General features: G+C 58.1%; 13 protein-coding genes. 3 read left to right on the top strand and 10 right to left on the bottom strand.

Annotation, left to right across the window (positions count from 1 at the left end):
• Nucleotides 1-21 precede the first annotated feature (21 nt).
• The 5 genes from IEW73_RS10365 to IEW73_RS10385 form a co-directional block, all read right to left on the bottom strand.
• A complete protein-coding gene (locus tag IEW73_RS10365; RefSeq protein WP_188674226.1) occupies nt 22-999 on the bottom strand; it encodes an NADP-dependent oxidoreductase in 978 nt (325 codons plus the stop codon).
• 280 nt (nt 1,000-1,279) lie between these two features.
• A complete protein-coding gene (locus IEW73_RS10370) occupies nt 1,280-2,755 on the bottom strand; it encodes a SulP family inorganic anion transporter (protein ID WP_229675963.1) in 1,476 nt (491 codons plus the stop codon).
• Between the two features lie 262 nt (nt 2,756-3,017).
• A complete protein-coding gene (locus IEW73_RS10375) occupies nt 3,018-4,934 on the bottom strand; it encodes a BCCT family transporter (protein WP_188675063.1) in 1,917 nt (638 codons plus the stop codon).
• Nucleotides 4,935-5,080: 146 nt separating this feature from the next.
• Complete coding sequence (locus IEW73_RS10380; protein WP_188675064.1) at nt 5,081-5,842, bottom strand: tyrosine-protein phosphatase; 762 nt, start codon at nt 5,840-5,842, stop codon at nt 5,081-5,083.
• Complete coding sequence (locus tag IEW73_RS10385; protein WP_188674232.1) at nt 5,820-6,896, bottom strand: alpha/beta fold hydrolase; 1,077 nt, start codon at nt 6,894-6,896, stop codon at nt 5,820-5,822. The genes IEW73_RS10380 and IEW73_RS10385 overlap by 23 nt, the downstream gene beginning before the upstream one ends.
• A 213-nt stretch (nt 6,897-7,109) precedes the next feature.
• Between IEW73_RS10385 and IEW73_RS10390 the strand changes: the two genes are divergently transcribed.
• On the top strand, nt 7,110-7,499 hold the full coding sequence (locus IEW73_RS10390) for a GntR family transcriptional regulator (protein ID WP_188674235.1): 390 nt from the start codon (nt 7,110-7,112) through the stop codon (nt 7,497-7,499).
• Here IEW73_RS10390 and IEW73_RS10395 read toward each other — a convergent pair.
• Nucleotides 7,482-7,859 carry a DoxX family protein gene (locus IEW73_RS10395; RefSeq protein ID WP_188674238.1) on the bottom strand — a complete coding sequence of 126 codons (378 nt, stop codon included), beginning with the start codon at nt 7,857-7,859 and terminating at the stop codon, nt 7,482-7,484. The two genes, IEW73_RS10390 and IEW73_RS10395, sit on opposite strands and share 18 nt — an antisense overlap.
• A gap of 229 nt (nt 7,860-8,088) precedes the next feature.
• Between IEW73_RS10395 and IEW73_RS10400 the strand changes: the two genes are divergently transcribed.
• Nucleotides 8,089-8,508 (top strand): DoxX family protein, encoded by a 420-nt coding sequence (locus tag IEW73_RS10400; RefSeq protein ID WP_188674242.1) that lies wholly within the window; start codon nt 8,089-8,091, stop codon nt 8,506-8,508.
• 195 nt (nt 8,509-8,703) lie between these two features.
• On the opposite strand, the gene IEW73_RS10405 is transcribed toward IEW73_RS10400, so the two are convergent.
• Both IEW73_RS10405 and IEW73_RS10410 read right to left on the bottom strand, forming a co-directional pair.
• Nucleotides 8,704-9,507: an HNH endonuclease family protein gene (locus IEW73_RS10405; protein ID WP_188674244.1), complete on the bottom strand. Its 804-nt coding sequence runs from the start codon at nt 9,505-9,507 to the stop codon at nt 8,704-8,706.
• A gap of 91 nt (nt 9,508-9,598) precedes the next feature.
• The gene (locus IEW73_RS10410; protein ID WP_188675065.1) at nt 9,599-11,107 is read right to left on the bottom strand and encodes a dolichyl-phosphate-mannose--protein mannosyltransferase; all 1,509 of its coding nucleotides are present in this window, start codon (nt 11,105-11,107) and stop codon (nt 9,599-9,601) included.
• A 96-nt stretch (nt 11,108-11,203) separates the two neighbouring features.
• On the opposite strand from IEW73_RS10410, the gene rsmI reads away from it, so the two are divergent.
• The gene (gene rsmI / locus IEW73_RS10415) at nt 11,204-12,040 is read left to right on the top strand and encodes a 16S rRNA (cytidine(1402)-2'-O)-methyltransferase (RefSeq protein ID WP_188674247.1); all 837 of its coding nucleotides are present in this window, start codon (nt 11,204-11,206) and stop codon (nt 12,038-12,040) included.
• A gap of 172 nt (nt 12,041-12,212) precedes the next feature.
• On the opposite strand, the gene IEW73_RS10420 is transcribed toward rsmI, so the two are convergent.
• A complete protein-coding gene (locus IEW73_RS10420) occupies nt 12,213-13,451 on the bottom strand; it encodes an aminodeoxychorismate synthase component I (protein ID WP_188674250.1) in 1,239 nt (412 codons plus the stop codon).
• Between the two features lie 23 nt (nt 13,452-13,474).
• Nucleotides 13,475-14,932, bottom strand: a complete 1,458-nt coding sequence (locus IEW73_RS10425; RefSeq protein WP_188674253.1) for a DUF2786 domain-containing protein — start codon at nt 14,930-14,932, stop codon at nt 13,475-13,477.
• Nucleotides 14,933-14,988: the final 56 nt, after the last annotated feature.

A 14,988-nucleotide genomic window follows, 5' to 3' on the forward strand; every position in this document is an offset into this window, starting at 1 on the left:
ACGTGTGGATCTGACAGTTTTCTATTTAACCTGGAGAACTATCTTTCCCCGAGTCCGAAATGTGCGTGACTGCCGGTGAGCCTCTGCCGCGTCACACAGCGGGTAGAGGCCGTCCACTGACGAGCGCACCATACCCGCATCCATGAGCTCGATGATCTCAGCAAGTTGGTCGCCGCGTGGTTTGACCAGCACGATGGCGCCTCTTGTGGTTGCGACGTTTCGGCGCTCGTTAATTTGCGCGGAAACAGCAGACTGCACCCACTCTCGGGCGTTACTCAGATTCGGGACTGTGGTGATGTAGATTCCGCCCGGATTCATCATGTGCGCGCAGGTCGACAGGCTTTCGCGGCCGATTGTGTCAAAAACGACGTCAACGCCAGTGATTTCCGCGTGAATGTCGTCCGTCGTGTAGTCCACCACGCTGTGTGCTCCAAGGTCGCGGACAAAGTCCGCATTTTTCCCGCTACACACTGCTGTGATGTGGGCGCCTGTGTGACGGGCAAACTGCACGGCGTAGTGGCCCACGCCGCCCGAAGCACCAATGATCGCGACACGCGCACCGCTGGTAATTTTCGCTAAGTCGTAGAGCGCTTGCCACGCAGTGAGGCCGGCAACAGGAATCGCCGCAGCGCCGATATGGCTGACCGACGAGGGTTTCCTGGCGAGACATTCTTCGTTGATCGCGATTCGTTCCGCATAGCCGCCCATATTGCCCAGGATGGACTGCATGCCGAAGACTGCGTCACCTGGCTGAAATTTGGTGACGTCAGAACCGATCGCCAAAACGGTTCCGGATACGTCGCTACCGGGGATTATCGGACGTGATCGGATGAGATGGCGAGCAAAGTAGCGGCCCTCGCGCAGGAGCCAGTCACGCGGGTTGACCGCAGCTGCGTGAACCTCAATGAGGACATCGTGCCGTCCTACTTTGGGTTCAGGGCGTTCGCCGCACTGAAGGACTTCTGGTCCTCCGTACTTCTTGAAATAAACTGCCTTCACTCTGTAAATCCCCTATGTAGTGTGGCAATTCGTATCTGAACGTCACATTGTTACCCTGCTATTCGCAGCGTGACATTGTTGTGTTACAAGGCGTTGCAAAAAGTCGGAAATATGACCGATTTGTTGTGACGTTAGTGAAAACTTCATGTCACTCAAGTATTGAGTACCCAGAAATGGGTTGAAGCAACCCTGTGACTCATCCAAGGCTTAAGGGCGACCAAACACGAAAGTGGTGCATCCCCTAATGGGAATGCACCACCGTTGAGGTTCGTGCGATCAGTTAGTGATCAGCACCGAGTTGCCCACTCAGGCGATCGTGACGTTGTCTCGACGCCTCGTTAAGGCCGACGATCGTCACCTTTTTCCCGCGCAACCTGTACTTGTTTGTAATCGCATCGAGCGCTGCGACAGTGGAAGCGTCCCAGATGTGTGAGTAAGTCATGTCGATGACGACATTCTCTGGGTCACCCGAGTAGTCAAACTGGTACACCAGGTCGTTGCTCGAGGCAAAGAACAACTCTCCGGTGACCTTGTAGATACGGGTATCGATGTGCCCGTCTTTCGTGGTGTCAGTTTCGGTGACTTTCTCAACGGACACGAAGTGGGCGACACGGCGGGCGAACATCACCATCGCTGTCACAACACCAGCGATGACACCGTAGGCGAGGTTGTGGGTGAACACCGTCACGGCCACTGTCACCACCATGACCATCGTTTCGGCCGGCGGCATTCGCCGCAGCGTGGATGGTGCAACGGAATGCCAGTCCATCGTGCTGTACGACACCATGATCATGACGGCAACAAGAGCAGCCATTGGGATGATCGCGACGAGGTCGCCAAGGCCGAGGATGAGAGCTAAGAGGAACACACCTGCAAGGAATGTTGAAATTCGGGTGCGCGCGCCCGACACCTTCACGTTGATGATGGTCTGACCGATCATCGCGCAGCCACCCATGCCGCCGAAGAAGCCGGTGACGAAGTTGGCGCTACCTTGGCCAATGCCCTCACGCGTCTTGTCTGAGTGAGTGTCGGTGATGTCATCGACAATCTTGGCGGTGAGCAGCGATTCGATCAACCCGACGAGCGCCATCGCCAGGGCAAATGGCGCGATAATCTGCAAAGTTTCGAGGTTAAACGGAACGTCCGGAATGAAGAAGAACGGCATCGACGACGGAAGTTCGCCCTCGTCGCCAACTTCGGGGACCACAAGCGCGAACGTGACCGTTATGGCAGTGAGGATCACGATGGCAACGAGTGGGGCCGGAACGATCGTGGTTATCCGAGGCAGCACGAACATGATGACAAGTCCGAGTGCGACAAGTGGGTAGACCAACATCGGTACGTCAACGAGGTGGGTGATCTGCGACATGAAGATAAGGATCGCCAGAGCGTTGACAAAGCCGATCATGACGCTGCGGGGAATGAACCGCATCAACCGCGCGACACCAAAGAGGCTGAGCGCGATTTGCAACAAGCCGCCGAGGATGACGGCGGCGAACAAATAGTCGATTCCGTGGTCTCGAACCAGCGGCGCGAGGACAAGTGCTATAGCGCCGGTGGCAGCGGTGATCATGGCCGGGCGTCCGCCAGTAATCGCGATAACTACGGCCATGGTGAAGGACGCGAACAACCCGACCTGCGGGTCTACTCCCAAAATAATGGAAAACGCAATTGCCTCAGGGATGAGTGCGAGCGCCACCACGAGACCAGCTAGAACTTCGGTCTTGAGGCGCTTAGGTGACCGAAGTGCGCCCATAACAGATGTGTCTGTCTTTGGTGTCGCGAGGAGTGGGGGCTGGTATTGAGTTCCAGTCGACTGTGACGGTTCAGGGCTAGATGAACCGGTTGTGTGATCGTTCACACATTCTCCGTTCATGCTTCGGGCACGCGTAGGCCCGGCTTCTTTTTGGATTCTCAGGAAGTTCCTAACAATACCGTCACGGAGTAGTGCAACAGGAGAAAACAAGGTGCGGGGTGACCCAACTCATGTTGGTCACCCCGCACCCGTGAACGCGCTGCTACCGGCTTTGATCGTCCTCTTCACCGGTGGTCTGATCGGAATTGGAGAACATCAGTCCCTCGTGGGATGCGGCGAATTCAGGTGTATCAAACACCTCGCCGCCGAGCGGATCAGCAATGTCACTTGCGTAGGAACCGTGGACCGCACCGGTGTCTGGATCAATGACGACATCCCCAGGCGCAACTGAGCGGACTTCCACCAAAAGTCCAGGTGCCTTCTCCGCAGTACCGCGCGGTTGCCACACCTCAAGCCCTGCGAACGTCGCGGAGATTCCGCGCGCACCGCGCCATCGGCTCCCGCCCTGCTGCGGCTTCATCGGGCTTGATTGAGCCGGCGCGGAAAGCGGAATCTCGATCCCCGCACCGGAACTGGTTCCACTCACTGGAGACACCCGCACATACGTGGGTGTGGTGCTGACGTCATACCTAAATGCCTTGAGAAGCGACACGCACGCCAGCGCCATGATGATCGAGAACGGCACCGCCGTGGCTATCGATGCTGTTTGCAGCGCTGTCAAAGACCCCGTACCGACGATGAGCAAGATCGCTGCTGCAATACCTTCAAGAATCGCCCAGTACACGCGGGTGATCCGTGACGTTTCGACATCCCCACCGGTGGCGAGAATGTCAATGACCAGCGAACCCGAGTCAGAAGACGTTACAAAGAAAAAGACCACAACAGCAATCGCGAGAACACTCGTCACGATCGCTAGCGGCAATGTATCGAGATATGCGAACAGCGCCGTGTCGACATTGACACTGCCGTCGGGTGCAAGGTCGCCGACGTCACGTTGCCGCAAAATCGCCGAGTCGCCGAAGATCGTGAACCACAGTGAACTGATGATCACCGGCGCAATGAGAACGCCAGCGATGAACTCCCGAATAGTCCGCCCCCGGGAGATGCGCGCGATGAACATTCCGACGAAGGGCGCCCAACTGATCCACCAACCCCAGTAGAAGATTGTCCATCCAGCGGCCCACCCGTCGTCAGCGAAGGGCGCCGTTCGCAACATCAATTCAGGAAGTGCCTGAAGGTAGCCGCCAATGTTCTGCACCCAGGACTGCAAGAGGAACAGCGTCGGACCAGCAATCGCCACAAATAACGCGAGAGTAGCCGCGAGCACCATATTGGTATTGGACAGCCACTTAAGGCCCTTGTGAACACCAGACACTACCGACAGTGTGGCAATCAGTGTGATGACAGTAATGAGGACTGCGATCCACAGGTTTGATGCTTCGATCCACCCCAAAAACTCAAGGCCGGACATGATTTGTTGAACACCAAACCCCAGCGAGGTGGCAACACCGAACAGGGTGCCGATAATCGCCACCGAGTCGATCGTATGACCGATCCACCCTTCGACTCGCTTACGTCCGAGCAATGGTTCAAGCAGCCACCGCACCGACAGTGGGCGCCCTTTGCGGAACGTCATGTACGCCAACCCGAGGCCAACCACAACGTAGATGGCCCATGCGTGGACGCCCCAGTGGAACATTGTCAGCTGCATCGCCTGGTTAGCTGCCGGATCAGTGCCTCCGGCGACGCCACCCGCATCCGGGGGTGATAGGTAGTGCATCATCGGTTCGGCGACGCCGTAAAACAGCAAGCCAATGCCCATGCCAGCACTGAACAGCATGGCGAACCACGACAGGAGTCCAAACTCGGGATCTTCGTCGTCCCGGCCCAACTTGATGTTGCCGATGCGCGACAGCGCGCAGTACAGGGCAAAAACAACAAATCCCGTGGCGGCGAGTATGTACCACCAGCCGACTGCATCGGTGATGAAGGCATTAAGTTCGTCAAATGCCTCTGCGGCGGTCGCTCCGAAAATTGCAGCGAACGCTATGAGGCCGAAAATGCCAATAGAAGCTGGTACGAAAACAGGTTTAAGTAGCGATGACCACGCGGCAGCAATCGGGTTACCCGACTCCTGGGGAGACTTGCCACGTGATTCAGTACCGGTCTGCGACGACACGGTTCCTCCTCGATCGTGCTCTACGATGACTGGGACTTTTACAGTCTCACACCATTAGTGCACGTGCCGTCAAAGCGAGCAGGTTGTTACTTTTGCCCCGCGAGCAGGACTCCGCGGACGGCATTGGCTGTGTCAGCGTCGATATCAAGCCCGTGGCGTAAGTACTCCTGAAAACCGCCAAATTCCTGCACTATTGCGTCAATGGCGGTCTGGAAAAAGGATGGCTGAACGCGTAGTACGGGGTGCAGCCACTCACGCGGCAAACCACGCTCCGCGGCTGCTTGGTAGATCGGCTGAAACAGTTCATCTGTGGCAGGAATCACCGAAAGGTAATGATCGAGCAGGGTCTGTTGCGGAACCCCAGCGATTGCGAGGAGAACAGTTGCAGCCCAACCAGTTCGGTCTTTTCCGGCAGTGCAGTGAAACAAGACGGGGCCATCCGCGTTGGCAACCGTCTCGACAATGGTGCGGAACGCCTTCTGCGAACCTTCCTCCGTGACAAAAAGGCGGTAGGCGGACTGCACTTCTCGCTCCGCACTGCCACTCGTGAAAAACTCCGCAGCGAAAACCGGGTCCTGAAGCGCTTGCGCGAATTGGGCAGCCGTGGACCGTTGCTGGTTAACAAAAACATCAGCAACCACGATGCGCGCACCAGGTGGCACCGCACTCGGGCGTGAGTTACGTTCAACGTCTGTACGCAGGTCGATTACTGTACTGACACCAATCGACTGGAGTTCCTCTGCACTGGCCGATCCGAGTTGCGCCGACCGAAACACAGCACCCGTCGTGGTGGCTTCTCCGCTGCTGTTCGCGATTCCGCCGAGGTCACGAAGATTTGGGATACCGATCTTCGACCTCCTCCACGAATTCTCTTGTCATAGAAGCGACAAGATCAGGCTGATACAGCGGCAACCAGTGGCCACCATCGACGAACCGAATTCGGCAGTCAAGGGCCCACTCCGCAGCCCCTGATTGCGCCACAGGCGGGAACAGTTTGTCGTGTTCGGGGACAATCACCAAAGAAGGCACAGGTTTGCGGGGTTGTCCGGTCACCCGATCTGGCTTTCCACCGAACATTTGGCTATAGATATTTGCCGGATAGATTCGCAACCCATCGCGATTACGTGCCGCTAAGTGTTTGCCGTAGTCCCGTGGCGGAGTGCCTTTCTCGAAACGCCACTTGGCGAAGTTCATCGCAACGTCACCCACACCAAGGCGGAACAGCGTTGGCGTTATGACAGGAATTTGCATCAACGTCATATAGGTGTTGGTTTTCCACAAACTCAGCAAGTCGCGGATATGTTGCCAGTCCAGGCGAAGTTGGTCGCGAACCCAGGCGGAGTAATACTCAGGTGACGCTGTGCCGATCGTGGTGAGCGACAGTAGCTCCAGTCCATCGACAGGATGGAGCGCAAGGTCCCAAGCGCCCGCGCCGCCCCAATTGTGCGCTAGAAGGTGGACCCGTCCGTTGTCAGCAATAGTTCGAGCTACCGAGGCGATGTCATCTGCGAGGTGAGAAATCGTGTAGTCACCGATCTTGGATGGCCGATCTGATTTTCCTGCTCCACGCATATCAAAAGTGACAACGTGGTACTCATCCGCCAGTAGCGCTGCAACCGATTCCCACATGCGGTGGTCGTCGGGAAAACCGTGTACGCACAGCACCGTGGGGTGCGATGGATCGCCATAACTGTAGGTAGCGAGGCGCACTCCATCTGTGCTGACCACCCACCGGTCGATGACACTTCGCCGCATTGAGGGAGTCCGTTTCGTAGCGAGTTGTTCCAAGGCTTGTGGGTCCCCGGTTTGTGGGTCCAAGGCTTGTGGGTCCAAGGCTTGTGGGTTCTGGCGCGCGGCCTCATGCGAGACGGGCGTAGCTGCGGGATTGTCCGCGTGTGCCATGTACACCTCGATACTCCGGGCTGAAAATTGTCGGTGACTGTACTTCGCAGGCTAGCGCAGCAAACACTGCTCGTGCTAGCACCGCGCCCGTCATGGCAGTTCAGAAATATGTCGCCACCTATTAATTAATTCTTGCGTACCGGTCCCATGGGCCTCGCACACGGGCGATACTTGTCCTGGCTAGGGTGGCATGAGGGGTAGCGAGGTGTTTGGGTGCTTGTTTCGATAGACGGCGAGTCGTCGATACCTCCGTATGAACAGATCCTTGCGCAGGTCGTTGAATCTGTACGGTCTGGATCGTTGATCTCGGGAAGCAAACTGCCCACTGTGCGAGCGTTGGCAGCAGCCCTTGGGGTGTCACCGAATACGGTGGCGCGAGCATATCGTGAACTCGAAGCTACGGGTGTGATTGAGACGCACGGACGGCTCGGGACGTTTGTCGCTGAGGGTGTTGACCCAGTGCGAAGTCGTGCCGAATCACTGACCACTGATTTTGTTGCAACGCTCACGGCGCTTGGGTGTACTCATGATGAAGTCCGGTGCCTAGTGAATGCGGCGCTCACTGGGGAGATTTCAGGTACGCGGTCACGACTGCGTGAGTAGTCGGCCAACGGCGACTGTTAACGCGAGGATGAGAAGTGTCCCGGTGTAGGGGAGTGTTTTGTTCAGTTCGCCTCGCCGGTGCAGCACGACCATGGCGAGCACGATGAGAATTGCTAGCCCGGCGGCTGCCAGCGGCGTGATGATGGGGTAGAGGCCTGTTGCTTGGGGTAGTGCGACGCCGATAGCGCCGAGAATTTCGACGATCCCAATTGCGCGGACGGCTTTAGGGGAGAAATCTTCTGCCCATTCGGTATTGCGACGGGTTCGATATATTTCGTACGCGGTGGAGGTTTTTGTCACACCGCTTAAGAGAAACACTGCGGTAAGGATCGCGGCAGGAATCCATAACACTAGGTCCATTTCGCATCCCTTCAATGTGGTGCCTGGTAGACCGGGAATTAGCGCGCACGAAGACGTCCCGGTTCACTATTGCCTGTCCGTTCTTGTGGCGCAACTACACCGAGGGGGGGCTAGTGGTCAGCGTTGCATCAACAATCAAAAGTGGTTGAGTGTTCAACCTGCCTCTGCTAGTTTAATTGCACGCGCAACTAAATGTTTTTGAACCACACACCGCACACAGGAGGACCCCATGGCGTCAGGTTGGCACCGCGACATCGCAGTACTTATCGCCCGCATCGGAATCGGCATCATCTTCGTCGCACACGGCTGGCAAAAACTCAACGACATGACAATCAGTGGTGTCCAAGCCTTCTTCACCTCAGTCAACGCGCCATTCCCCGAAATCACCGCATACGTCGTCACCTACATCGAAATTATCGGCGGCGGACTCCTCATTCTCGGCGCCCTCACCCCGCTCGTAGGACTCCTGCTTTTCTCCGTCATGACCGGCGCCTTCGTCCTCGTGCACGTCGAAAACGGAATCTTCGTTGAAAACGGCGGATACGAACTCGTCCTCGCACTCGGAGTTGGAGCACTCATGATCGCAGCGATCGGCGCAGGCCGAATCAGCATCGACAACTTCATTCCGGGACTTCGAAGCCCCGCGTAATCCATACGTGCAGTGGCCCCGTTTCCAACCTGGAAACGGGGCCACTGTTGTTTTGTCTAGGTGGAGTTGATCGGCCTATCAGTGGTTCAGGTATATCGGTTACGCATGTGCCCAGGTTGCGCATGTGCAGAAGAATTCATCGAGACCCACCGTCCGGGCCATGCATTTCTCTGCACATGCGGGGTCGCTGCTTTATCACTTCAAACACGTAGAAAAAGCATCGAGCATCGCATCACGCTCAGCCTTCGTCACCCACAAGGAATACGTCGACTTCACCTCGATCTGCTGCGACACATAGGTGCACCGATACGACTTATTCGGCGGCAACCACGAAGCCGCATCACTATCGCCCTTCTGCTGATTCGCCCAACCCGCAGTGGCTTGCAAATTCAACGGATCATTCGCGAAATTCATCCGCTCCTCGTAGCTCAACTGCTGCGCACCCTTCTGCCACGCATCAGATAACGCCACAACGTGATCAACCTGCACCGCAGCGGAAGTATCAACACCCCGCGTAAACGCAATAGTTTCCAAAGTAAACGGATCAAGAATCTCACCCTCGGCAACCACGCAACCCTCGTCGCCCACACGGAACGTCAACTCGTGAAAATCACGAATCAAAATGTCATTCCGCGTATCGCACCCATTGCGGCCGAACTCAACATCCACCTGATCAGACCACGCAGGACCAAACTCACTACGGTCATAACCCGTCCGCTCACCGCGCGGACGCACAGGCACAGAATCCAGCAGAGCCCGAGCATCCTGCCAACGGGCAATTTCCGACGCCGTCGCTGGAGTACCAGGCTGATGCCAACTCACATCGTCTCGGTTCCAACCCTGCGGAACCCGATGCTCATCTTGCGACTCGAGATCGAACAAGACAACCACGAACGCGCTGACCACAATAAAGGCCAACACCAGCGCAATGCGCGTCTTCGTCCCGACCACACCTCGCAGCTGCTTATCGACAGTAAACGCGATATGACCGCGAGACATCCACACTCCTCAAAACCCGGAAAACTGGCACAAACGAACCATGTTTACCACGCAAAAGGCGCGCACTGGCCAAGCGACAAACGTGACAAAACTAACGCCAACTAGGTAGCCACAAATGTTGTTGCCACAACTCCGGAGTAATCGGCACCGCCGAAAGGATGGGGTATAGCCACGCAAAATTGGCAATCACCAGCGCGAGATAGCAGCACACAACCAAGCGACCAAGGACGCGGCGTTCATCCGTCGTACCTCGCTCCGGACTCCATATCTGGCCCAGCGCTAAGGCGAGCATCAACACAAAAAACGGGGCCATCGGAGCGGCATAAAAATAGTACATCTGCCGATCCACGTTGACGAACCACGGCAAAAACGCAGCCAGATAGGCGCCCAGCACCACGGCGTAACGCCAATCCCGCCACGCAACGATCCGCCACAATGCCCACGCGATCACCGGAAACGCCAACCACCACACAGCAGGTGTGCCCAATAGCATCACCGCACGCACGCATACGTCCTCGCCACAACCAGTGACGGCGTCGCTCTCCGCGTAGTAATACATCATCGGACGAAGCCCCATAGGCCACGTCCAGGGTTTTGACTCCCACGGATGAACGTGACCCTCAGAATTCGTCAACCCAGCGTGAAACGCCAAAACATTCGCGTGGTTGTGCCACAACGACCGCAGCGGATTGGTAATCCCACTCAATCGGCCGTCAGTTGTCACCGCGTGGCGGTCCACCCCGGTTTCGCTGGCAAACCACGCCCAAAAACTAGCTAAATACACCCCGCACGGAACAACAACGAGCGCCAACAATGCGCGGGGAACATCGCGTATTCCTGTCCCCAGCCACGGGCGCCGAACCCCATATTTGCGTCGAGCCGCAAGATCGAAAGCCACACTCATCAAGCCGAAAAAAGCAACAAAATATAAACCCGACCACTTGGTGGCCACCGCCAATCCCAGCAAAACACCGGCACCAAATCGCCACCATCGAAACCCCATCCGAGGCCCCCATGTCGACGCAGCGATACGTCCCTCGTCATACGCACGGCGGTATCGGTCTAACACCTGGTCGCGGTCCACAAGCAGGCAGCCAAACGCGCCCACGACAAACACGACCAGAAAGATGTCGAGCATGCCAGTCCGAGAAGTCACAAACGTCAGGCCGTCCGCCAAAATCACAACACCGGCGATGGCGCCGATCAACGTCGACCGTGCCAAACGGCGCGCAATTCGGGTAACCAGAAGAACCAACACAACACCAGCAACCGCAGCGGAAAAACGCCATCCCAACGCCGTATACCCAAACAACGCCTCACCCAAGGCGATGAGCTGCTTCCCAACCGGAGGGTGCACCACCAGGCCGTATGCAGGGTTGTCTTCCACCCAGCCGCCGTTCAACATTTGCCAGGCTTGTGTCACATAGTGCTTCTCATCGAATACAGGAGTCCCGCCGTCAGTCGGAATATTAAGACGCGCGAACCTCGTGATTGCCGCGAGAAGAGTGATGAAGCCAGCAACGAGCCACCCGCGAAGGCGATCGTCCGGCATCGGTGAGTGCACTGGCACAACCGGTCCTGGACTCTGAAAATCGCGCATTAGTCGACCCGAAACGGGGCGTTTGCGCACCGAATGGGCTGGCGATTTCCGCGCTGAGTCAAGCACCGTCACCAGACGATCGTAGGCTGTATCACCATGGCCGGTCAGTTAGTACTCGCAGCAACGCCCCTCGGAGACGTCCGCGACGCCTCACCAAGACTCATCGAAACCCTCTCAACAGCCGATGTCATCGCTGCGGAAGACACTCGCCGCACCAAACAACTCGCCACTGCGCTGGGAGTCGAGATCACTGCGCGTGTCGTGAGCTTCTACGACCACAACGAAAGCTCCAGAATTGCAGGTCTTATCCGTGATATCGAAAGCGGATCCACGGTGTTGCTCGTCACCGACGCCGGCATGCCCTCAGTCAGTGACCCTGGTTTCCGACTCGTCGCGGCCTGCGCAGAGGCTGGACTCTCCGTAACCTGCCTACCCGGGCCGTCTGCCGTCACTACTGCGTTGGCGCTGTCGGGCCTGCCGGTCGATAGGTTTTGCTTCGACGGGTTCCCGCCGCGCAAACAAGGTCAGCGTCGAACATGGTTCGAATCACTGAAACATGAGCCCCGCGCATGTGTGTTCTTCGAGGCGCCGCACCGACTCGCGGACTGCCTTGCGGACGCCGTCGCCACTCTCGGTCCAGGGCGGAGGGCAGCTGTGTGCCGTGAGCTCACCAAAACCTACGAGGAGGTTCGGCGAGGCACCCTAGGTGAACTCGCAGACTGGGCCAGCGAAGGTGTGCGCGGCGAAATCACGGTTGTGCTGGAAGGCGCCCCCACCGAAGTTCTGTCGGTGGGCGACTATGTGGCTGACGTCGAGCGGTTAGTCGAAGCCGGAAGTCGGCTGAAAGAGGCGTGCGCTGTGATCGCAGAGCGCGCAGGAGTGTCCAAACGCGACCTGTACCAGGAGTACTTAGGTCGGCGCGACTCCGAGTGACCCTTGGGTTTTTGCTGACGCTCCCGGTTTGTGCGAACGCTCCCACTTTTTCAGGGTAAAAGCGGGAGCGTTCGTCAAAAGTGGGAGCGTCACCGAAGAGCGTCACCGAAGAGCGTCACCGAAGAGCGTCACCGAAGAGCGTCACCGAAGAGCGTCACGGGGGCGCTGGACGTCACCGGGTAGCGGACCGCAAGCCGACGATCGACGAGGCCTTCGCGAGGCATTCGCGCCATTCGGTCTCTGGTTGCGAGTCGATGGTGATCCCTCCGCCAACTCCGAGGCGACATTGGTGTTCTCCCGCGTCGGGTGGTGAGAATTCGACGGTGCGGATCGCCACATTGAGCTCCAGCCCAGTAGCGGGTGAGTGAAATCCGATTGTGCCGCAGTAGATCCCACGTGGCTCGGGTTCCCATTCTTGGAGGTAGGTGCGTGCGCGCTGTTTCGGTGTACCAGTGACGGAGGCCGGGGGGAACATTGCGTCGAGCAGTTCGGAGACAGGAATGTGCGAATCAATCTCGGCTTGCACTGTGGATACGAGGTGCCATACGCCGGGTGCGGGGTAGACCCCGAGAAGATCGGTGACGTTGACGCTGCCTGGCCGTGCGAGTCGGCCGAGATCGTTGCGGACGAGGTCGACGATCATGACGTTCTCGGCTACGTCCTTGATTGATTGCCGAAGTTTTAGCGGATCTTCGGCGATGGGCAATGTGCCTTTGATGGGACTTGAGGTCACGGTGTTGCCGTGGCGAGCGAGGAACAGTTCGGGGGAGAGGGATGCAACTGATCCCCAGTCGCCGCTGAGAAATGCGGCCCTGCCTGGGGACGTTTGGGTGATGGCGTCCGCGTAGAAGTCGAGTGGGTTTCCGCTAAACGATCCGGTGAAGAATCCGCACACGCAGGCTTGGTATACCTCGCCGTCTCGGATGGCGGCAAGGCAGGATTCGACTCCCTTGTGGTGTTGGAACTGGTCGGGGCGGGTCCACGAGCAAGTCCAACGGCGCGAGGGAAAATCAGCGGTCACTGCGTCTCGCACCCAACTGGGGCAGGTGCTGCCGTCGAGCGATTCAAACCACCAGCAGTTGTCAGTGTCGAGCCGGAGCACGCTGGGACTGTACCCCGAGACGGCTGCAGGTAACGGACCGTATCGGCCATCGGCGGTGGGGTCTGGGTACGACAGGTAACCGAACCATCCGCCGCCGACAAACTCACTGTCAGTGCGCACTGGTGTCGACGATCCGAACGGCTGGTCGGTGGGGGCGATGGTGACGGTGGGGGCGATGATGGCGCGGGATCCGAACCAGCTACCGGTGATCGCCGCCGGTGGTGCTGTGCCAGCTAATTGGGTGTGGCGATGAAGCGCGCGCAGCACGGCTGCGGCACTGTTGCCTTCCCCAAGTTGTTCACTATGCACGCTGTATAGAGTCGCACGTTGCGCTAGCGCGCTTCGATGCCTGCCCCTACTGGGCTGAGGACTGCTTGATCCGCTGCGACTTTTCCGGCGATCCAGCCGCGGGCGTCCATGGGGGCTGCTGTCTGTTTCTCGGTTTGCGGAAACAGCCGTTCGAATGCTGCGTTCACTGCTTCGTTTTGGGCCGCGAGGATCGGCAGTAGTTTTTTGCCATCGCGGCGGTTTCGTTGCGCTTCGCGTGCGGTGGTGTGTTCGCCGACCTCTTGTAGGCGTTGGCCTACTCGCACGGCGTAGGCGAAGAGAAACGCTCGCCGGAAGCTTGCTGTCCGGGTGGTGGGGTCGTCGTTGATTTCCCCGACGGCGGTCATTGCGTGGGTGGCCTGCACCAAAGTGGATGTGTAGAGCATTTCTACTTGTCGGAGTTCGACTGGCGTGCCGACAGCGGTGGCGATGGCGTAGTCGGCGTCCCACACGACTCGCACTCGATTGGCGAGGCTGATTTCGTGCAGCAGGTGCACTTTTGCTTTGGAGTAGGGGCTGTCGATGTGAATGCGGGCGCTATGAACGTCTGCGAACGCGTTGCCGGAGTTCAGCAGTGCGGCGTCGATTGCGTACCGCGTCATGAGCTCTTGCGCCTTGGCAGTGAATGCTTCGGCCTCGTTGGTGAAGGTGGTGGCTTCTGCTTTGGCGAGGAGGCCGCGTACGCGGTTGAGGACTCTGGCGTCGACCGGCGCGCTGGACTGGGTCCGCGGTGCTGCGTCTGTGCGCTTTTCGGGCCACTGTGACGGTGTGGGGCAGATCTTCGGCCATACGGGCAGGTCGTGCCATTGACCGAGGAGAGCGAGAACAGCTTTCCAGTCCGTCTGCAGCGGTGCGGGTTTGTCCAATGCCAGGAGAAACGGTTTGTTTGCCGGGTTATGGGTGGCTGCTGCTCGGGTTGCTGTCGCGAGGTCAGGTTTGATTTCTGCGATGTTGTGCAATTGTTCGACCCACGACAGGGGTGCGCGGTTCTCAGCGTCATGCATGGCGGCGTGGTGCAAGACGGTGACGATGGCGAGGTCCGTGACTGCGTTCGCGTGGGCTCGTTTCACGACGTGGATGGTGTCGAGCGGTTGCCAGCCATGTTCGTAGAGTGAATTCATCGCGGTGAGCAGCATGTCGCTTGCGACGCGTGTCGCGATCCACGGTTCACGGCCCGCGTCGATTGTGGCGAGCCGGTCGGCGATGGTTTGCGCGGTGGTTCGTTCCCGTTTGGGCCCGATACTGGCATGGGCGCCGTCGAGGATCATTTCCATGATGAGCGTGTGAATGTCGGTGCCGGGCCGGATAACTCGCCCCGGCCAGTTCCACTGATTATCGGCGGCAGCATCTGTGTTTGGCTGTGAACCCCACCCTTGTGAACCCCACGACCCCCACGAGGGGAAACGCAGGCGTGAGGTGCGGCCACGCGTGTCGTTGCCCGATTTTTCTGTGGTCTTCCCCATGGCTGTGCAGTATGCCTGTTCCTGGCGGTGAGGTGTGGGAGCGACGCCACTTGAGA

The sequence above is a fragment of the Hoyosella rhizosphaerae genome (assembly GCF_014643175.1).
In the GTDB taxonomy this organism is placed as follows: domain Bacteria; phylum Actinomycetota; class Actinomycetes; order Mycobacteriales; family Mycobacteriaceae; genus Lolliginicoccus; species Lolliginicoccus rhizosphaerae.

Coding starts and splice junctions, on each gene's coding strand:
- IEW73_RS10405 (WP_188674244.1), bottom strand. CDS start 9,507: ATGTCTCGCGGTCATATCGCGTTTACTGTCGATAAGCAGCTGCGAGGT.
- IEW73_RS10370 (WP_229675963.1), bottom strand. CDS start 2,755: ATGGGCGCACTTCGGTCACCTAAGCGCCTCAAGACCGAAGTTCTAGCT.
- rsmI (WP_188674247.1), top strand. CDS start 11,204: ATGGCCGGTCAGTTAGTACTCGCAGCAACGCCCCTCGGAGACGTCCGC.
- IEW73_RS10395 (WP_188674238.1), bottom strand. CDS start 7,859: ATGGACCTAGTGTTATGGATTCCTGCCGCGATCCTTACCGCAGTGTTT.
- IEW73_RS10410 (WP_188675065.1), bottom strand. CDS start 11,107: ATGCGCGATTTTCAGAGTCCAGGACCGGTTGTGCCAGTGCACTCACCG.
- IEW73_RS10385 (WP_188674232.1), bottom strand. CDS start 6,896: ATGGCACACGCGGACAATCCCGCAGCTACGCCCGTCTCGCATGAGGCC.
- IEW73_RS10425 (WP_188674253.1), bottom strand. CDS start 14,932: ATGGGGAAGACCACAGAAAAATCGGGCAACGACACGCGTGGCCGCACC.
- IEW73_RS10400 (WP_188674242.1), top strand. CDS start 8,089: ATGGCGTCAGGTTGGCACCGCGACATCGCAGTACTTATCGCCCGCATC.